General features: G+C 43.4%; 16 protein-coding genes. 7 read left to right on the top strand and 9 right to left on the bottom strand.

The window, feature by feature from the left end:
* Positions 1-85: 85 nt before the first annotated feature.
* Both rsmI and MJ761_RS04975 read left to right on the top strand, forming a co-directional pair.
* On the top strand, positions 86-958 hold the full coding sequence (gene rsmI, locus MJ761_RS04980) for a 16S rRNA (cytidine(1402)-2'-O)-methyltransferase (RefSeq protein ID WP_093092178.1): 873 nt from the start codon (positions 86-88) through the stop codon (positions 956-958).
* A gap of 156 nt (positions 959-1,114) precedes the next feature.
* Positions 1,115-2,041: a peptidoglycan DD-metalloendopeptidase family protein gene (locus MJ761_RS04975; protein WP_093092176.1), complete on the top strand. Its 927-nt coding sequence runs from the start codon at positions 1,115-1,117 to the stop codon at positions 2,039-2,041.
* Positions 2,042-2,212: 171 nt separating this feature from the next.
* Here the strand turns inward: MJ761_RS04975 and MJ761_RS04970 are convergent, their stop codons facing one another.
* Positions 2,213-2,758 (bottom strand): cysteine hydrolase family protein, encoded by a 546-nt coding sequence (locus tag MJ761_RS04970; RefSeq protein WP_093092174.1) that lies wholly within the window; start codon positions 2,756-2,758, stop codon positions 2,213-2,215.
* Between the two features lie 65 nt (positions 2,759-2,823).
* On the opposite strand from MJ761_RS04970, the gene MJ761_RS04965 reads away from it, so the two are divergent.
* Complete coding sequence (locus tag MJ761_RS04965) at positions 2,824-3,255, top strand: Lrp/AsnC family transcriptional regulator (protein WP_093092171.1); 432 nt, start codon at positions 2,824-2,826, stop codon at positions 3,253-3,255.
* A 23-nt stretch (positions 3,256-3,278) separates the two neighbouring features.
* Here the strand turns inward: MJ761_RS04965 and MJ761_RS04960 are convergent, their stop codons facing one another.
* Complete coding sequence (locus tag MJ761_RS04960; protein ID WP_176715069.1) at positions 3,279-3,854, bottom strand: hypothetical protein; 576 nt, start codon at positions 3,852-3,854, stop codon at positions 3,279-3,281.
* 200 nt (positions 3,855-4,054) lie between these two features.
* On the bottom strand, positions 4,055-4,681 hold the full coding sequence (locus MJ761_RS04955) for a flavin prenyltransferase UbiX (RefSeq protein WP_093092169.1): 627 nt from the start codon (positions 4,679-4,681) through the stop codon (positions 4,055-4,057).
* A 231-nt stretch (positions 4,682-4,912) separates the two neighbouring features.
* Between MJ761_RS04955 and MJ761_RS04950 the strand changes: the two genes are divergently transcribed.
* A complete protein-coding gene (locus MJ761_RS04950) occupies positions 4,913-5,410 on the top strand; it encodes a hypothetical protein (protein WP_093092167.1) in 498 nt (165 codons plus the stop codon).
* A gap of 90 nt (positions 5,411-5,500) precedes the next feature.
* Here the strand turns inward: MJ761_RS04950 and MJ761_RS04945 are convergent, their stop codons facing one another.
* The gene (locus MJ761_RS04945) at positions 5,501-6,661 is read right to left on the bottom strand and encodes a polyamine ABC transporter substrate-binding protein (RefSeq protein WP_037407898.1); all 1,161 of its coding nucleotides are present in this window, start codon (positions 6,659-6,661) and stop codon (positions 5,501-5,503) included.
* 329 nt (positions 6,662-6,990) lie between these two features.
* Here MJ761_RS04945 and alaS point away from each other — a divergent pair, with 329 nt between their 5' ends.
* On the top strand, positions 6,991-9,618 hold the full coding sequence (gene alaS / locus MJ761_RS04940; protein ID WP_093092165.1) for an alanine--tRNA ligase: 2,628 nt from the start codon (positions 6,991-6,993) through the stop codon (positions 9,616-9,618).
* 88 nt (positions 9,619-9,706) lie between these two features.
* A complete protein-coding gene (locus MJ761_RS04935) occupies positions 9,707-10,324 on the top strand; it encodes an MlaC/ttg2D family ABC transporter substrate-binding protein (protein ID WP_093092163.1) in 618 nt (205 codons plus the stop codon).
* A 52-nt stretch (positions 10,325-10,376) separates the two neighbouring features.
* Here the strand turns inward: MJ761_RS04935 and MJ761_RS04930 are convergent, their stop codons facing one another.
* The 4 genes from MJ761_RS04930 to glyA all read right to left on the bottom strand — a co-directional run bounded on the left by MJ761_RS04930 (position 10,377) and on the right by glyA (position 13,883).
* Entirely contained in the window at positions 10,377-10,628 is a 252-nt protein-coding gene (locus tag MJ761_RS04930) for a GlsB/YeaQ/YmgE family stress response membrane protein (RefSeq protein ID WP_037407903.1), read from the bottom strand.
* A 297-nt stretch (positions 10,629-10,925) separates the two neighbouring features.
* Positions 10,926-11,849, bottom strand: a complete 924-nt coding sequence (locus MJ761_RS04925) for a HEAT repeat domain-containing protein (protein ID WP_141683421.1) — start codon at positions 11,847-11,849, stop codon at positions 10,926-10,928.
* Between the two features lie 294 nt (positions 11,850-12,143).
* Entirely contained in the window at positions 12,144-12,350 is a 207-nt protein-coding gene (locus MJ761_RS04920; protein ID WP_093092159.1) for a hypothetical protein, read from the bottom strand.
* A 282-nt stretch (positions 12,351-12,632) separates the two neighbouring features.
* Positions 12,633-13,883, bottom strand: a complete 1,251-nt coding sequence (glyA, locus tag MJ761_RS04915; protein WP_093092157.1) for a serine hydroxymethyltransferase — start codon at positions 13,881-13,883, stop codon at positions 12,633-12,635.
* 177 nt (positions 13,884-14,060) lie between these two features.
* Here glyA and MJ761_RS04910 point away from each other — a divergent pair, with 177 nt between their 5' ends.
* Complete coding sequence (locus MJ761_RS04910; RefSeq protein WP_239392866.1) at positions 14,061-14,228, top strand: hypothetical protein; 168 nt, start codon at positions 14,061-14,063, stop codon at positions 14,226-14,228.
* A 13-nt stretch (positions 14,229-14,241) separates the two neighbouring features.
* On the opposite strand, the gene MJ761_RS04905 is transcribed toward MJ761_RS04910, so the two are convergent.
* Positions 14,242-15,759, bottom strand: coding sequence for an acetyl-CoA hydrolase/transferase family protein (locus MJ761_RS04905; RefSeq protein WP_093092155.1), 1,518 nt, complete (start codon positions 15,757-15,759; stop codon positions 14,242-14,244).
* Positions 15,760-16,049 lie beyond the last annotated feature (290 nt).

Here is a 16,049-nt window from a genome sequence, read left to right as displayed (position 1 = left end):
GTATAGTAATAACTTCGGGCTGTCTGCTGCTAAGTTGTCAGCTGGACGCCTTTATTTAAAATTGAACCAGATTACGGATAGATGAATGCAAGCCCATTATCAGAAAGCTGTTACCAGTATTGTACCGCAAACCCTCTATGTGGTGGCTACTCCGATAGGTAATCTGGCTGATCTGAGTTTTCGTGCTCTGGCTGTGCTGTCCCGTGCTGATTTGATTTGTGCGGAAGATACGCGGGTAACGCAACAATTACTGCGGGCTTATGGTTTGTCTGCACGGCTGATTAGTGTACGTGAGCAAAACGAGCAGAGTATGGCGGAGAAGATCATTGCAGCTTTGGCTGCGGGTCAGGTTGTGGCGCAGGTTTCTGATGCGGGTACGCCGGCTGTTTGTGATCCTGGTGCACGGCTGGTGACGCGAGTACGCGAGGCCGGTTATCAGGTTTTGCCAGTTGCAGGACCCAGTGCGGTGATGACGGCATTGAGTGTGGCAGGAGTAACGCAGTCTGATTTTTATTTTGCTGGTTTCTTACCGGCAAAAAGTGGTGAACGACAGCAGCGTCTACAGGACTGGCAGGAGGTATCTTATCCGGTGGTGATGTTTGAAACACCACACCGGATTACTGATACGCTGGCTCAAATGGCATTATTGTTTCCTCAGCGTAGTCTGATGCTGGCACGTGAAATCAGTAAAACTCATGAAACTTATTTATGTGGAACGGTGGCGGAAATTCAGACGGTTCTGGATAAAGATGCTAACCAGAAGCGTGGTGAGATGGTGCTGGTGCTGCATCCTGCACAGTTAGAGAAGAATGTTGATTTATCATCCGAGGCTGTTCGGGTGATGCAGATTCTGGTGCAGGAGTTGCCAACTAAGCAGGCTGCTGTGCTGGCAGCACAGATTAGTGGTGAAAATAAGAAAGCTTTGTATGACTGGGCAATTGCTGCTAAAAAATTATGAGAATAAACAAAATTATTTGGGCATGTTAAAATAGTTTATGTTTATTGTCATTTTACACAATGCTGAGCATTGTTTATGATACTGTCTGAATTAGCTGTTGCCGCCGCTGTGGCGCTGGCTTCCCCTGAATATTGCAATGATTTAAGGTAAACCGTTATGTTGAAAAAAAACGTAATTCGTTCCGGCTGGTGTTTGCTGGGGCTGGCACTGAGTGCCTGTACTCTTTTCAAACAACCGGCAGCACCGACAGAAACGGGCAGCAGTGAAGCCGGTGGTACTGCCACTACCTCTGCCGATAATCCATATGGCTCCGCACCTTATACTCCTCCGGCAAATACTGCTCCGGTCTATACACCCAATGCTGATACTTCTGCTGGTTATGTAGGCAATTATTCTCCGGTAGATATTAATGCCGCCACTCATACGGTACAACGTGGTGATACGGTATTTAATATATCTAAGCGTTATCAGATTACTCAGGATAATCTGCGTTCATGGAATAATATTATTGATAATAATATTAAGCTGGGACAAATACTGCGTGTAAAACCGGCTGGTTATGTGGCACCTGCTGGCAGCAAAAATACAACAACTGTGACTACTCCGGTCAATACATCCAGTGTAACTACGACTACCAGCACTACTACGACAACTACGCCATCTAGCTCTACTACAGTATCGACCAGTAAAACTGTCAGCACTGGTGGTGTGCGTAGTGTAAGCGGTATTGAATGGCAGCGTCCAACCGCTGGCAGTATTTTGCAAAGCTATGGCGGTAGTAGTAAAGGGATTGATTATGGCGGCAGTGCCGGCCAGTCGGTAGTGGCTGCGGCCTCTGGTAAGGTGGTATATGCCGGTAATGGTTTGCGCGGTTATGGTAATCTGATTATTGTGCAGCATAATCAGACTTATCTGACGGCTTATGGTAATAATCAGAGTATTCTGGTGAAAGAAGGCCAGCAGGTGAAACGTGGCCAGCAGATTGCCACGATGGGTAATACTGATGCCAAACGTACTCAATTGCATTTTGAGTTGCGTGAGAATGGTCAGCCACAGGATCCGAGTCGCTTCCTGCCGATGTAAGTATAAGACAGCTTAATAATTCTATTTATTTTAAAAGCACCATGTCTACTGAATACTGTATTCAGTGACTGGTGCTTTTTTATTAGAAATCTGTTATCTGGCTGAAGTGATGCAATAATGAGGTGTAATTTTTATAACATAGGTTACTTACGAAAACAAAATGGTGAATTATTAGTGTATAAATTGTTCCGCAGATTGTACTTTGGCAAAAGTGGTGAGTGCTGCTAGAAAGCTGTTCTGAACATCTGATGCGTTGGTAAGTGTGCCATTGAATTCTTGATCACGGGTGGTACAACCATCTGCAATCAAAATGGGGTGATAACCAAGTTCTGCTGCGCAACGGGTAGTGGAGTCAATGCACATATGCGTCATCATGCCACAGATAACCAATTGTTGGATATTCTGCTGCTGAAGCTGTTGATGCAGATCTGTTTGCCAGAAGCTGTTAGGGTGGTTTTTAAGAATGATAAATTCGTTTTGGCTGGCTAAGGGCAGCAATTGCGGATGTAAGGCCACTCCGTGGCTTTCAGGTAGGAAAAAGGTTGTGTTTTTTCTGATATTGATATGCTGGATATAGAAAACAGGTAGCTGTTGCTGGCGAAAATGTTCACGCAGTTTTAATATTTTTTCTAATGCTCTTTGCGGCTGATACAGCTCCATTTTACCCTGTTCAAAATAGTCGTTTTGTACATCAATGATTATAAGTGACTGTTTCATTATTTTTTCCGGTTGTTTTTGGTGATTCAATTATGCGCTGCTATGGCTGTTGACGGAACAGGCTGATGAAAACAGTTAATACTATTTTTTTTCAGGATGAAAGTATGGATAAAAAGGACAGGGCAATTCTGGATTTGCTGAAAAGCAATAGCCGTTTATCGTGGAAAGAAATTGGTGAAAAGGTTTTTCTGAGCGGGCAGGCGGTAGGTTTGCGGGTACAGAATCTGGTAGATAGGGGGGTGATTGAGCGATTTACTGTGGCCGAACATTATCCTTCTGAGCAATTTATAACGATTTACATGGATAACAGCCGGTTTGCTGAATTTGAACAGCTGGTAAGTAGTTTTGCTGCGGTACAGGCCATTTATAAAATTACCGGTGATGGCTGTTATTTTATCCATGCAAGTTTCGCGGCGCAGGAGTTGGAACAATTTTTGCAACAGATTACGATTTATGCTCGTTATAAGGTGAACCACAGTCTGCGCAAAGTGCTTTAGGTTGATAAAGCAGGAGCGTTGGTTTATGGTCTGTTGCAGGCTGCCAGTATAGTATCTTCTGTCAGACACAGGTTATGGGCAAAATGCTGGCTGTTTTGTACCCAGCCTTTATCTTCTTTGCACTGGGTTTGTGTCTCTATAATCAGCATCTGTTCGGGACGGCTGGCGTGCAGGCTCATGCGCATTTGAGCCTGAGTAAAGGGCAGATTATGTTTTTGCGCAAAGCTGCGGGCACGGCTATTGGCTGTTTTCAGCATCGGGATTAAGGTAATGTCGAGATGAAAAACTCTCACTCCCATTACCAGAATGCGTGCGGCAAACCAGTCTGCTTCTTCACTAATGATATCCGGAGTAGGTTGGTCAAAGCCAAGCCGTTGTGCGGCAATTAATATGGCTACCAGTCGCAGCTGTGGAATGAGTGCTTCGCTGAGCATATAGGGAGCCTGAAACTGAGGCTGTAGCTGGCATAGATCACTGCGGTGCTGGTTGCCATCAACAATCATGTACCAGCGTTGAAGTTGTGATACCGGCGATGCTGATTGTGGTAGCTGTTTTAATGATAAAGCAGACATTTTATTCTCCAGTAGTTGTTGATACATTTTAATGCCTTTTTGTTTGAGGCGTTTATGGCAATAAAAAAACCGCCTCGGGTTGGCCGGGCGGTTCACTTTTTATTTTGCTAACAGGTTTTCAAATAAACGCAAAAAAGCACCGCACCGAGGTGTGGTACCAATAATAAGCAAAAGAGAAAGTGATTACGTTTTTCATATCTATACCATAAAGCATTCTGTGTGTGGTGTCAAGAATTATTTTCTGCACCCCAGCGTGCAATTAATTGATGCGGTATCCGCAGTTGATCCAGAATGCGCGCCACTACAAAGTCTATCATGTCTTCGATGCTTTGGGGATGCTGGTAGAAAGCTGATACTGGTGGCAGGATGCATACGCCTAGTCGTGATAGTTTGAGCATGTTTTCCAGATGAATCGCTGATAATGGTGTTTCACGTGGTACGATAATCAGCGGACGGTTTTCTTTAATGGAAACGTCGGCAGCGCGTTCAAGCAGATGGTCTGAGGTACCGGCGGCGATGGCTGCTACGCAACCCATGCTGGCCGGACAGATAATCATGGCATCAGCTGGATTGGATCCGGAGGCAGGCGGAGCAAACCATTCATCGCGTCCAAACACGGTAAGCATGGATGGGTCGACTGCGTATTCTGCGCATAGTGCTGCGGTACACTGTTTGGCGCTGGTAGGTAAATGCCAGTTGATTTCCTGCCGGGCAACTATCTGCGCTGCCTGTGAATACAGTAGCCATACTCTGATATTGGCCTGTAACAGGCAGGACAGCAGCCGTCTGGCGTAGGGCATGCCCGAGGCGCCAGTTAAAGCCAATGTGACGGTTTTGACGGTAGGGAAAGTCATGATAAAACTGGTATGTGTTTAAATATGGCTGTTATTATAGCGGTTTGTTTGCGTTATAGCATTTGGCATACTGCGGTTTTCAGTTAATGCAATTATCAATTAAGCGGGAATTATTGTTCTGAAATGACAATAGATTGTTTGAGTTCAGAGAAGCAGTGATGATCTGCTGGCACGAAGATGTTATTAGTCTGAATGATTGAAACCTAAATACATATAATGGAAATGTTAAATATGTTGTGGAAAAAAATAGTGAGTTGGCCATGTCTGTGCGCCAGTCTGTTGGTGGGGTGCGTTCAGGTAACGCCTTATGTTGCGCAAGAGCGCGAATGTGATTCACAGGCTGTGGCAAATGCTCTATTGCAGTCTAGCCAGTCGTCTGGTGCAAATCAGTTTCGCTGTGTAGTAGTATCGAAAGATGTTCCGGTGCTGAAACCTGAACGTACGGTTTTACCAGATGTCAGCCTCAGTATTGAGCGGCCAGCCATTGAGGTGGGTAAGTGTTTACATGATAAATTACAGTTACGCTTTAATTTACCACGGGAATTTTACAAAATCAGTGCTTATCCTGATGGTAGTCAGACTCTGGCGTTGGTCAATCCGTTTACGAAGATAGAAGGCTTGCAAATTGATGTGGTTAAAACGGGTATGTCACAAAGTATGGTAAATGTTTATTCTAATGGTACGACATTATCACAGGCATGGAAGAAGTTTCCTGAGCTGTGCCGTTAGACAGCATTATGCTTTTTGTAAGACTGAAATAAATACAGCAAACTCTCATTACTGAGGCGTTTGCTGTATGGTTGATATTATTCAGAACAACTATTTACCTGCCTTGAGGTTTTGCCATAAGCGCAATTCATATTTTAAGGTGTCGGATTTTGCCGGTAAAACCAGATAACTGTTGGCCAAAACTTCATCTGACGGGAAGATGCTGTTGTCTTCACGGTATTCTTTTTTCATCAGTTCTTTAGCTGGCATGCTGGATGGCGCATAGGTAACGTAGTTGGCATTTCTGGCCGCAATCTGTGGTTCCAGAATCCAGTTCAGGTAGCGATAGGCATTTTTGAGGTTGGCGGCATCCTGCGGAATGGTAAGTGTATCCACCCAAAGGGAAACGCCCTGAGTGGGTACGAGCACTACGATATCTTTTTTGCCAGTTGCTTCCTGCCGGCGTCGTTTGGCGATATTCAAATCACCACCAAAGCCGATGGCCACACAGACATCGCCACGCGCCAGATCGTCGATATAGCCAGAAGAAGAGTAGCGCAATACATTGCTGCGGTTGGCTTTGATGATATTGGCAGCAATGTCGATATCATCTTTACTCTGACTGTTTGGGTCTTTGCCGGCATAGTGCAGAGCCAGTGGAATCATTTCTACTGGGCTATCCATATAGCTGATACCACAATTTTTCAGCTTGTCTGTGTATTCAGGATTGAAGACTAAGTCCCAGCTGTTGTCTGGCATTGGGGTGTCACCAAGAGCGGCATTGACTTTTTCAATGTTGATTGCGATGGTATTCATACCCCAGTAATTAGGTACAGCATACTGGTTGCCCGGATCTACGTCTTTTAATAAATTGAGCAATTTTGGGTTGATGTATTTCCAGTTCGGTATCTGGCTTTTGTCCAGTGGCTGATAGGCACCGGCTTTAATCTGGCGACCAACAAAAGAGTTGGATGGCCCGACAATATCGTAGCCGGATTGTCCGGTAAGAATTTTACTTTCCAGCGTTTCATCACTGTCATAAAAGTTATAGGTGACTTTTATGCCATATTTTTTTTCGAATTCACCAATAATTTTTGGATCGACGTAATCCGACCAATTATATATTTTTAATGCTTTGGTATTGCTTAAAGTGCCAGTATTGCTGGCAGCAGCAGAAGCGGGTTGCTGATTGCTGTTATCATGTGAGCCGCTGCATGCGGTCAGAAGACATAAAATCAAACCGGATAAACTCAGGCAAGCTGTGTTTTTCATGTTTGTCCTTTTCAAAGATGCGCCAATTACAGGCCGACATGGTTATTTGTTACTACTGTTTTTGTAACTTCATTCTGTTTGCTTTGGGCTAACTATACCGTATATAGGGCAGCACTGTGGTTGGAAATGTTATTTTGGCATGGAATTTGGTCTGTTCAGGTAGGCTTATGCGTAAAACTGCGGTAAGATATGCAGATGATTTTAACGAGGGTAATGGTTGTAATAGCTTAACTAAGCCAGTGTCCTCTTTTTTAGTATACATATTCAGGCAGTCTGTTTTTATACAGACTGCCTGAATACGATTATTCGCCCGTTTAATTGAAACTAACATGAAAACAGCAGAATTACGTTCTAAATTTCTTCAATTTTTTGCAAGTAAAGGCCATCAGGTAGTGCCATCTTCTTCACTGGTACCATCTCAGGATGATAAAACCCTGTTGTTTACCAATGCGGGTATGAATCAGTTTAAAGATGTGTTTCTGGGCTTTGATAAGCGGCCGTACAGCCGCGCGACTACTGCACAGAAATGTGTGCGCGCCGGAGGTAAACACAATGATTTGGAAAATGTCGGTTATACCGCGCGCCATCATACTTTTTTTGAGATGCTGGGCAATTTCAGCTTTGGTGATTATTTTAAACGCGATGCTCTGTGTTTTGCCTGGGAATTTCTTACCAGCAAGGACTGGTTGAATCTGCCGCCGGAAAAACTGCTGGCGACGGTGTATGCTGAAGATGATGAAGCTTATGATATTTGGTTAAATGAGATTGGGTTGCCGCCAGAAAAAATTATTCGTATTGGCGACAACAAGGGTGCTCGTTATGCTTCGGATAATTTCTGGCAGATGGGTGATACCGGTCCTTGTGGTCCTTGCTCAGAAATCTTTTATGACCATGGTGAGCATATCTGGGGTGGCCCTCCGGGCAGTGCTGAGGAAGATGGTGACCGTTTCATCGAAATCTGGAACTGTGTATTCATGCAGTATAACCGTGATGAAAACGGGCAGATGAATCCGTTGCCCAAGCCTTCGGTTGATACCGGTATGGGACTGGAGCGGATATCAGCAGTATTGCAGCAGGTACATAGTAATTATGAAATCGACCTGTTTGTCCATTTGCTTCATGCTGTGGCGCGGGTGGTAGGCATATCGTATAGTCAGGAAGTTCCAAGTCTGAAAGTCATTGCCGACCATATCCGTTCCTGTGCCTTTTTGATTGCTGACGGTGTATTGCCCAGTAATGAAGGTCGTGGTTATGTGTTGCGGCGTATTATTCGCCGTGCCGTACGTCACGGCTATAAACTGGGCTGTAAACAGGCATTTTTCCATTTGCTTGTAGCTGATCTGGTGCAGGAAATGGGTGCTGCCTATCCTGAGCTGGTTGAAAAGCAGACGCAAATCAGCGATGTTCTGAAACAGGAAGAAAGCCGCTTTGCGCAAACGCTGGAAACAGGGATGGCTCTGCTAGAAAATGCTTTGCAGGATGGTGTTCAGACTTTGGACGGTGAGGTGATTTTCAAGCTGTATGATACCTATGGTTTTCCATATGATTTAACCGCAGATATTGCGCGTGAACGTGATATCAGTCTGGATGAAGCTGGTTTTGAGCGCGCGATGGCTGCGCAACGAGCCCGTGCCCGTGCTGCTCAGAATTTCAAGGCCAATACGCAGTTGGCCTATGAAGGTACTGATACAGAATTTACTGGCTATCAGCAGCGCCAGAATGAAAGCAGAATTCTGGCCTTGTATAAGGACGGTGAGGCGGTTGAGCAGCTGAATGCTGGTGAAACTGGGGCTGTCGTGATTGATTTTACTCCGTTTTATGCAGAATCCGGCGGTCAGACTGGTGATATGGGCTATATTTTTGCCGGTGAAAACCGTTTTCAGGTGGATGATACCCAAAAAATCAAGGCTAAGGTATTTGGTCAGTTTGGGGAAATGCTGTCTGGCAGTTTGAAAGTGGGTGATGCGGTTACGGCTCAGGTAGATAGTGTGTTGCGGGAAGCCAGTATGCGTAACCACAGTGCTACCCATCTGATGCACCGTGCCTTGCGCGAAATATTGGGTACCCATGTTGAGCAGAAAGGTTCGCTGGTAAATGCGGAACGTACCCGTTTTGACTTCTCTCATTCACAGCCGGTAAGTGCTGCACAACTGGCGGAAGTTGAACGCCGTGTTAATCAGGCTATTGTGGCCAATGTGGCTGTATGTGCGCAGAATATGAGTTTTGATGAGGCGATTGCCGCCGGTGCAATGGCACTGTTTGGGGAAAAATACGGTGATGAAGTACGTGTACTGAGCATGGGTGAATTTTCCACTGAGCTGTGTGGCGGAACGCACGTTGCACGTACTGGTGATATCGGGCTCTTTAAAATTATATCGGAAAGTGGTATCGCCGCAGGTGTGCGGCGTATTGAGGCAGTTACCGGATTAAATGCCTTACAGTTTGTACAGCAGCAGGAAGAATTGCTGAAAGCAGCGGTAGCTGAAGTAAAAGCACAGACAGCGGAGGATTTGCTATCCAAATTACAGGCTATGCATAACCAGAGTAAGCAGCTGGAAAAGGCGTTAGGCGAAGCCAGAAGCGAACTGGCCAGACAAGCTGGTAAGGCTTTGCTGGCGCAGGCACAAACTGTGGGTACGGCGCAACTGGTACTCAGCCAGATTGAAGCAGACAGCAGTGCTTTACGTGATATTGCTACTGATTTAACCGCTCAGGGTGATAATATTGTGGTGTTATTGGCGGCGGTAAATGATGGTAGAATTGCTATTACTGCCGGTGTATCAAAAGCACTCAGCAAAACAGTTAAGGCTGGCGAGCTGGTCAATTATGTAGCCACGCAGGTGGGCGGTAAGGGCGGTGGCCGACCTGATTTGGCGCAGGCAGGCGGGCAGGATATCGCTGCACTGCCACCAGCTTTGGCCAGTGTCAGGGACTGGTTAGCAGCTAAAGCTGTATAAAGAATTTTTGCAGATGAAAGATAGCAGGCGGTTTATGGATGAAGAAGTACATAAACCGCTTTTTTTGCTTATTAACAGGAGAAAGAAAATGCAGAAGTATGTAAGAGTTTACATGACTGCATGGATGTTGCTGTTTTCAGTATACACGTTTGCTGCAACGCAGGAACAGCTGGCACAGCAACAATTACAGCAGAATGTAGATGCGGTGCTGTCGGTAGTACGGGATAAAAGTTTGAACGAGCAGCAACGAATCAGCCAGATTGAGCGTTATGCAGATCAATATCTGGACTATGAGCGGATTTCCGCCTTAGCGGTGGGGTTGCCTTGGCGGCAGTTTACGGCGCAGCAAAGACGGGATTTCAGTGCGGCGTTTAAAAATATGATTGTACGAATTTATGCCCACTCAGCATTAATGGGTGCCAGCAATGCTACGGTAAAGGTATTACCGAAAGTTGTGAATCAGGGAAATAATAAGCTGGAAACGTTTACTGAGGTTGTTAGTGGCAGTAATAAACATTATACCGTTGGTTACCAGATGTATTACTCTGATGGTGTATTCAAGATTTACAATTTTCGGGTGAATGGTACCAGTTTGGTCACGGTATACCGAAGCCAGTTTGATCAGTTAATTCAGCAGCAGGGCATTGACGCCACAATTGCTCAGTTGCGCGATAGAGGGGTGGGAAAAATACAAACTAAAAAGTAATATTGCTGTTATTTGGAAAAAGGTGATGGATTTAAAATCCATCACCTTTTTTTTATATCTGACGGTTTTTGATTTTGCCGTAGATAAACAGAATGATGCAGGCAAAAATAATTGAAGCTATCAAACCGGCTTTTTGCCCTGCCTGATACCAGCCAAATGCCTGTCCTACATAACCTGCGAGCAAGGAGCCACCAATACCCAGTAGTGTGGTCACAATTAAGCCTAGCTGTTGTCTGCCGGGATAAACCATTTTGGCAATCAGACCTATAATAAAACCTACTATAATCGTCCAAAGTAAACCCATGTTGTACTCCTGAGAATAATGAAGTTTTATCTTAATCCTGTGGCAATGGTAGGAGTATAGCGCTGAGGTAAAATTAATATTAATAAGTGAATTTTTAAATAAAATTTTGTAATCAAAATGTTGTGTTTGATTTTTGTCAGTTGGGAATAATATAAATGGATAATTCCTACTGTTAAGTTAATGGCCAGATCGCTGGAGCATTATCTTTATTGAGTGTCTAAAGGCATCTTATTATTATTCTGTAGTAATAAGATAATGAGTGATAAGTATATTGGTAAAGGATTGAGCATAAATAATTTAATATTTTTTCCAAAATTGAAACCATTTTTTTACTATATAAGTATCTGTATCTATATTGAGAATGGTCTCATTTGTTAATTTGAAATAAATCAGACAACTATTTAGCTGATATAATAAATTACTGTATTTATCTTCTTGGGTGATTTTGTTGGCAATAGCCTGATAGTATTTGAGCAATCTGCTGTCGGTAATTCCTTTCAGTGCTGATAGTGCCTCATAGATTACTTGCTGATTTGAATCAGTAAGCCCGGCAATGAAATAGTTGATTATTGTTTTTTTAGTTTTATTGTTCAGGGAACCTAAGGCATAGAAGGCGGTGGCACGTATTTCACTGTTTGCATGTGTGGTAAATGGCAGGATTATTTGAACATAATTGGTTTTGCTTTCTTCCAATAAATATACAAAGTACCTGAAAGCTTGAGCATCTTTGAATTGTGGGGTGGAAGTATGTAATATTTCTATCCACTCGTTTATTTTGTGTTTGCCATACCAGTACAGCAGTTTAATAACAAACTCTGGTTCAATATCAAAGTATTCATGGAGATAATTTTTGGCTTTCGAGTAAGAAAAGTTAGCTATGACTTGTAAACTGATGCGTTTCAAATCGGCATTATTCAGGTGATACTGATTTTCCAGTATTTTATATGTCTTTGATGAAATGTTGGCTTGATGCAATAATGCTTCTAAACAGTGGTATTTATATTCTTCGCAATCTGATATAAAAAATTTTTCAAGTAATTGCTTTTCAGAACCGGCAACGGTATGGCCAAACCAGCCAGATTCTCGGTTTGATAACTTACCCGAAATCACTTCATCCAGCCAGCGTTCGTACCAGTCAAGAAAGTTATCTTCAAAAGTAAACGTTGGCAGTTGATGATCAAATGAGAGGTTAACAACTTTGCCTGTGTGTTCGCCCTGCAAAACTAGGCCGTTTATATAAGCACATCTTAAGTTCATTAAGATAAACAATTGTTTGCTAATGCTGTTAATATTTTAAGTGTATTTGAACGAAACGAAATAGATATATGATTTGTGGTTATTTGGTGACAATACACTTGTTGATTATGGTGGTTATAAGAAGATTATATTTATTGAGTTAGTTAAGACTGGTTGTATTAAAATTTTACTGATAGATGGCAATTATAGCTACTGCCAGATTAAAAATAAAAAAGCATAACTTTTTGTTATGCTTTGTACTGTGACAGCCTATGGATATTAGTGGTTACCGGAATAGGTATCCAGAGTACGGTACGGGGTATTTTCTGGGGTGGATGCAGAAACATGGTTGTTCTGGCCATTCTGAGCAGTAGCCTCGCTGAAATTGTGAATATCAGTGGAGTCATTGTTACTATTAGCCAATGCAAAACCGGCAGTCATGGTTAAAGAAGCAGCCAATAAAGCGGTAGAAACTAATTTTTTCATTTTGTTTCCTTTCAAAATTAATTATTGAGGTAAATTAAATTGTTAAAAGCAGGTCATGTATACTGCTTTTGTTATGTACACATGTTAATACATTATCAGTAATTAGATAATGCTTGATTGGTTAAAGCTAGGTTTCCTGTAGGGAAACAAATAGCAATGTTTCTTTCAATAGAAAAACAGACTAATACATCATTGAATTGATTGTGTATTAGTCTGTTATGAGTATAGGTAGTCTTTAGGTGCTAATCAATAATAACTATATTAATAATTTAATGTTGTTGTTTATTTGCCATAGACAGGTAATCGTGTGCAGATTTCCTGTATTTTTTGAGCAACTTCTGAGATTACTTGCTCATTATCTGCATTGTCCAGTACGTCGGCAATCAGGTGTCCCAGTGTGCGAGTATCGGCTTCGGTGAAACCACGGGTAGTAATAGCTGCGGTGCCCAAGCGAATACCTGAGGTAACAAATGGTTTTTCTGGATCGTTAGGGATAGCATTCTTGTTAACGGTGATATGCGCCTGTCCCAGAATAGCTTCAGCAGTCTTACCGGTAAGTTTTTTCGGTTGTAAATCCACCAGAAATACATGGCTTTCGGTGCGGCCGGAAACAATACGCAAACCGCGCTCAATCAGTGTTTCAGCCAGTACTTTGGCATTGGCTTTAACTTGGCGAGCATATTGTTTGAATTCAGGCTGCAATGCTTCTTTGAATGCTACTGCTTTGGCGGCAATGACATGCATTAATGGCCCGCCCTGCAAACAAGGGAAGATGGCTGAGTTTAGTGCTTTGGCATGTTCGTCACTCCGGCACATTATTACGCCACCGCGTGGACCACGCAGGGTTTTATGGGTAGTGGTGGTGACAAAATCAGCAAAAGGGACGGGATTCGGGTATTCGCCACCTGCTACCAGTCCGGCATAGTGTGCCATATCTACGAACAGATAGGCACCCACTTTGTCTGCAATAGCACGAAAACGTGCCCAGTCTATTTCCAGTGCGTAGGCAGAAGCACCTGCAACAATCATTTTTGGTTTATGTTCCAGCGCCAGTTGTTCCACTTGATTGTAGTCAAGGATTTCGTTTTCATCCAGACCGTAGGTGATGGCGTTATACAGGCGGCCGGAAATATTGACATTGGCACCGTGAGTCAGATGGCCACCATGGGCAAGTGACATGCCCAGAATGGTGTCGCCCGGTTGCAGTACGCTGGCGTATACTGCCTGATTGGCCTGGGAACCGGAGTGTGGCTGAACATTTACATAGCTGGCGCCAAATAATTCTTTCAGGCGGTCAATGGCTAACTGTTCTACTTCATCTACATATTCACAGCCACCATAATAGCGTTTGCCCGGATAACCTTCGGCATATTTATTGGTTAACTGGCTGCCCTGAGCTTCCATCACAGCACAGCTTACATAGTTTTCTGATGCAATCAGCTCCACGTGATCTTGCTGACGCTGATTTTCACGGGCAATGGCTGAGGCCAGTTCCGGGTCGAAATTTTCAATGGTTAATGCTTTGGAAAACATGACAGTCGTTCCTTTATGAAAGTAAAGAGTCTGTGGGAATGTAGCAGAAGGTTTGTTTATGTGGCTATTTTAACTGATAGTAGGGTATATGTGGCTGAATTTGATAATGCGTCTGGATGAAACTGATTCATAGATACAAGTCAGTTGTTTGTTGTCGGCAATGATGCTGAAAATTATATGCAGATGGGAATCACTGCAATTGGTTTGTGGCTGAAACTGAAATGGAAACAGGATATGCTTTTGGAAGGGGTAATAATTGCTTATGTCTGTACTGAAGATAAATGGATCATAAGAATAATAAAAAAGAAACCAGCCCTGTTTAATAACAGGGTTGGTTGGTTTTAATATCCGGGCTGAATTACATTTTCATTGAGCCGGTTTTCAGGAAGTGTTCATGCCAACTTAACGCTTCAGTCAGAATATGAGGTGTATGAATACCTTTTGCGGTTTGTACAGCACGATCATAATAATCTTGTAACTGGTCGCGATAATCTGGATGAGCACATTTTTCGATAACAACTTTGGCTCTTTGTCGTGGTGCCAGACCGCGCAAGTCTGCCAGACCCTGTTCGGTAACGATAATCTGGGTGTCGTGTTCGGTATGGTCGACATGAGATACCATTGGCACGATGCAGGAGATTTTGTCATCTTTGGCGGTAGACGGGGTAACAAAGAAGTTCAGGAAGCTGTTGCGTGCAAAGTCACCAGAACCACCGATACCATTCATCATGCTGGTGCCCATTACATGGGTAGAATTGATGTTACCGTAAATGTCCGCTTCAATCATTGAATTCATGGCAATAATACCCAGACGGCGTATTAATTCTGGATGATTAGAGATTTCTAGTGAGCGGAGAATGATGCGTTCGCGGTAAAAATCAATATTATCAACAAAGTCTTTAAATGCTTTGGCTGAAAGAGAAATTGCTGTGGCAGAAGCGGTTACCATTTTACCTGCACGCACTAAATCCAGCATGCCGTCCTGTAGTACTTCGGTGTAACCATACAGATTTTCAAACGGACCAGTTAGTAAGCCCGCCAGAACTGCATTGGCTACGTTACCTACACCAGACTGGATTGGCAACATTTCTTTCGGTAATCGTCCCTGTTTAATTTCGTGAGACAGGAAGTCAACGATATATTCAGCAATCTGTTTGGATTTTTCATCAGGTTCGCTGAAAACGTTATCACGGTCTGGCGCATTGGATTCAACAATGGCCACCACTTTGTTCAGATCCACTTTAAGATATGGGGTGCCAATACGGTCATCTGCACGATTGATGTTAATCGGTGAGCGATGTGGAGGAAGTGCATTGTTATGATAAATATCATGCATACCTTCTACCTGAATGGGCATGCCCATATTCACTTCCAGAATAACTTTATCCGCCATGTTCAGCCATGTCTGGTTATTACCAATACCGGTAGAAGGAATCAGCATACCGTCTTCTGTAATAGCCACAACTTCAACAATAGCGACATTCATATGGCCTAGAAAACCAAATTCAGCCTGTTGTGCTACGTGTGACAGGTGCATATCAATAAAATTAACATCACCATTGTTAATTTCTTGACGCATAATGCGGTCACTGTTAAAAGGTAAACGCTGACTGACGGCATGAGCTTCCGCCATTACGCCATCACATTCCGGTGCAGTAGAAGCTCCGGTCCAGACATTAATTTTATACGGGCGACCTGCACTGTGTTCGCTACGAGCATAATCTGCGATGGCTTGAGGTAGGACTTTAGGGTAGCTGGCTCCGGTAAATCCGCTCATACCGACGTTAGCACCATTTGGGATCAGTGATGCGGCCTGAGCGGCAGACATAAGATGGGAATGAAGTGAGGTATAACGAATGCGATCCTGTACGGACATCGTGTTTTCTCCTTAATTAAATCGAAAATGCCTGACTCTTACCTAGCCAGAGTGAGGCGTAGAGAATAAGTGTTTGTCTTTGCCGTTTATTCAAATTTGTATGAATGCAATGACATGATGACCAACACAACAGGCTGCATTTTACTGTAAATAATTGTCTTTTGCTGTTCTGTCTTTGTATGAGCAAGGTAATAAAAGGCTTGCAAAAGCGAATAGTTATAGGTTAATAATCTATAAATTTAATTAATACATCATGTTGTGCGAGAATTGGCTTATCAGGCAGAAGGATG

It is taken from the genome of Snodgrassella communis (assembly GCF_914768045.1).
Lineage (GTDB): Bacteria > Pseudomonadota > Gammaproteobacteria > Burkholderiales > Neisseriaceae > Snodgrassella > Snodgrassella communis.
This window is presented reverse-complemented; position numbering and strand designations above follow the sequence as displayed.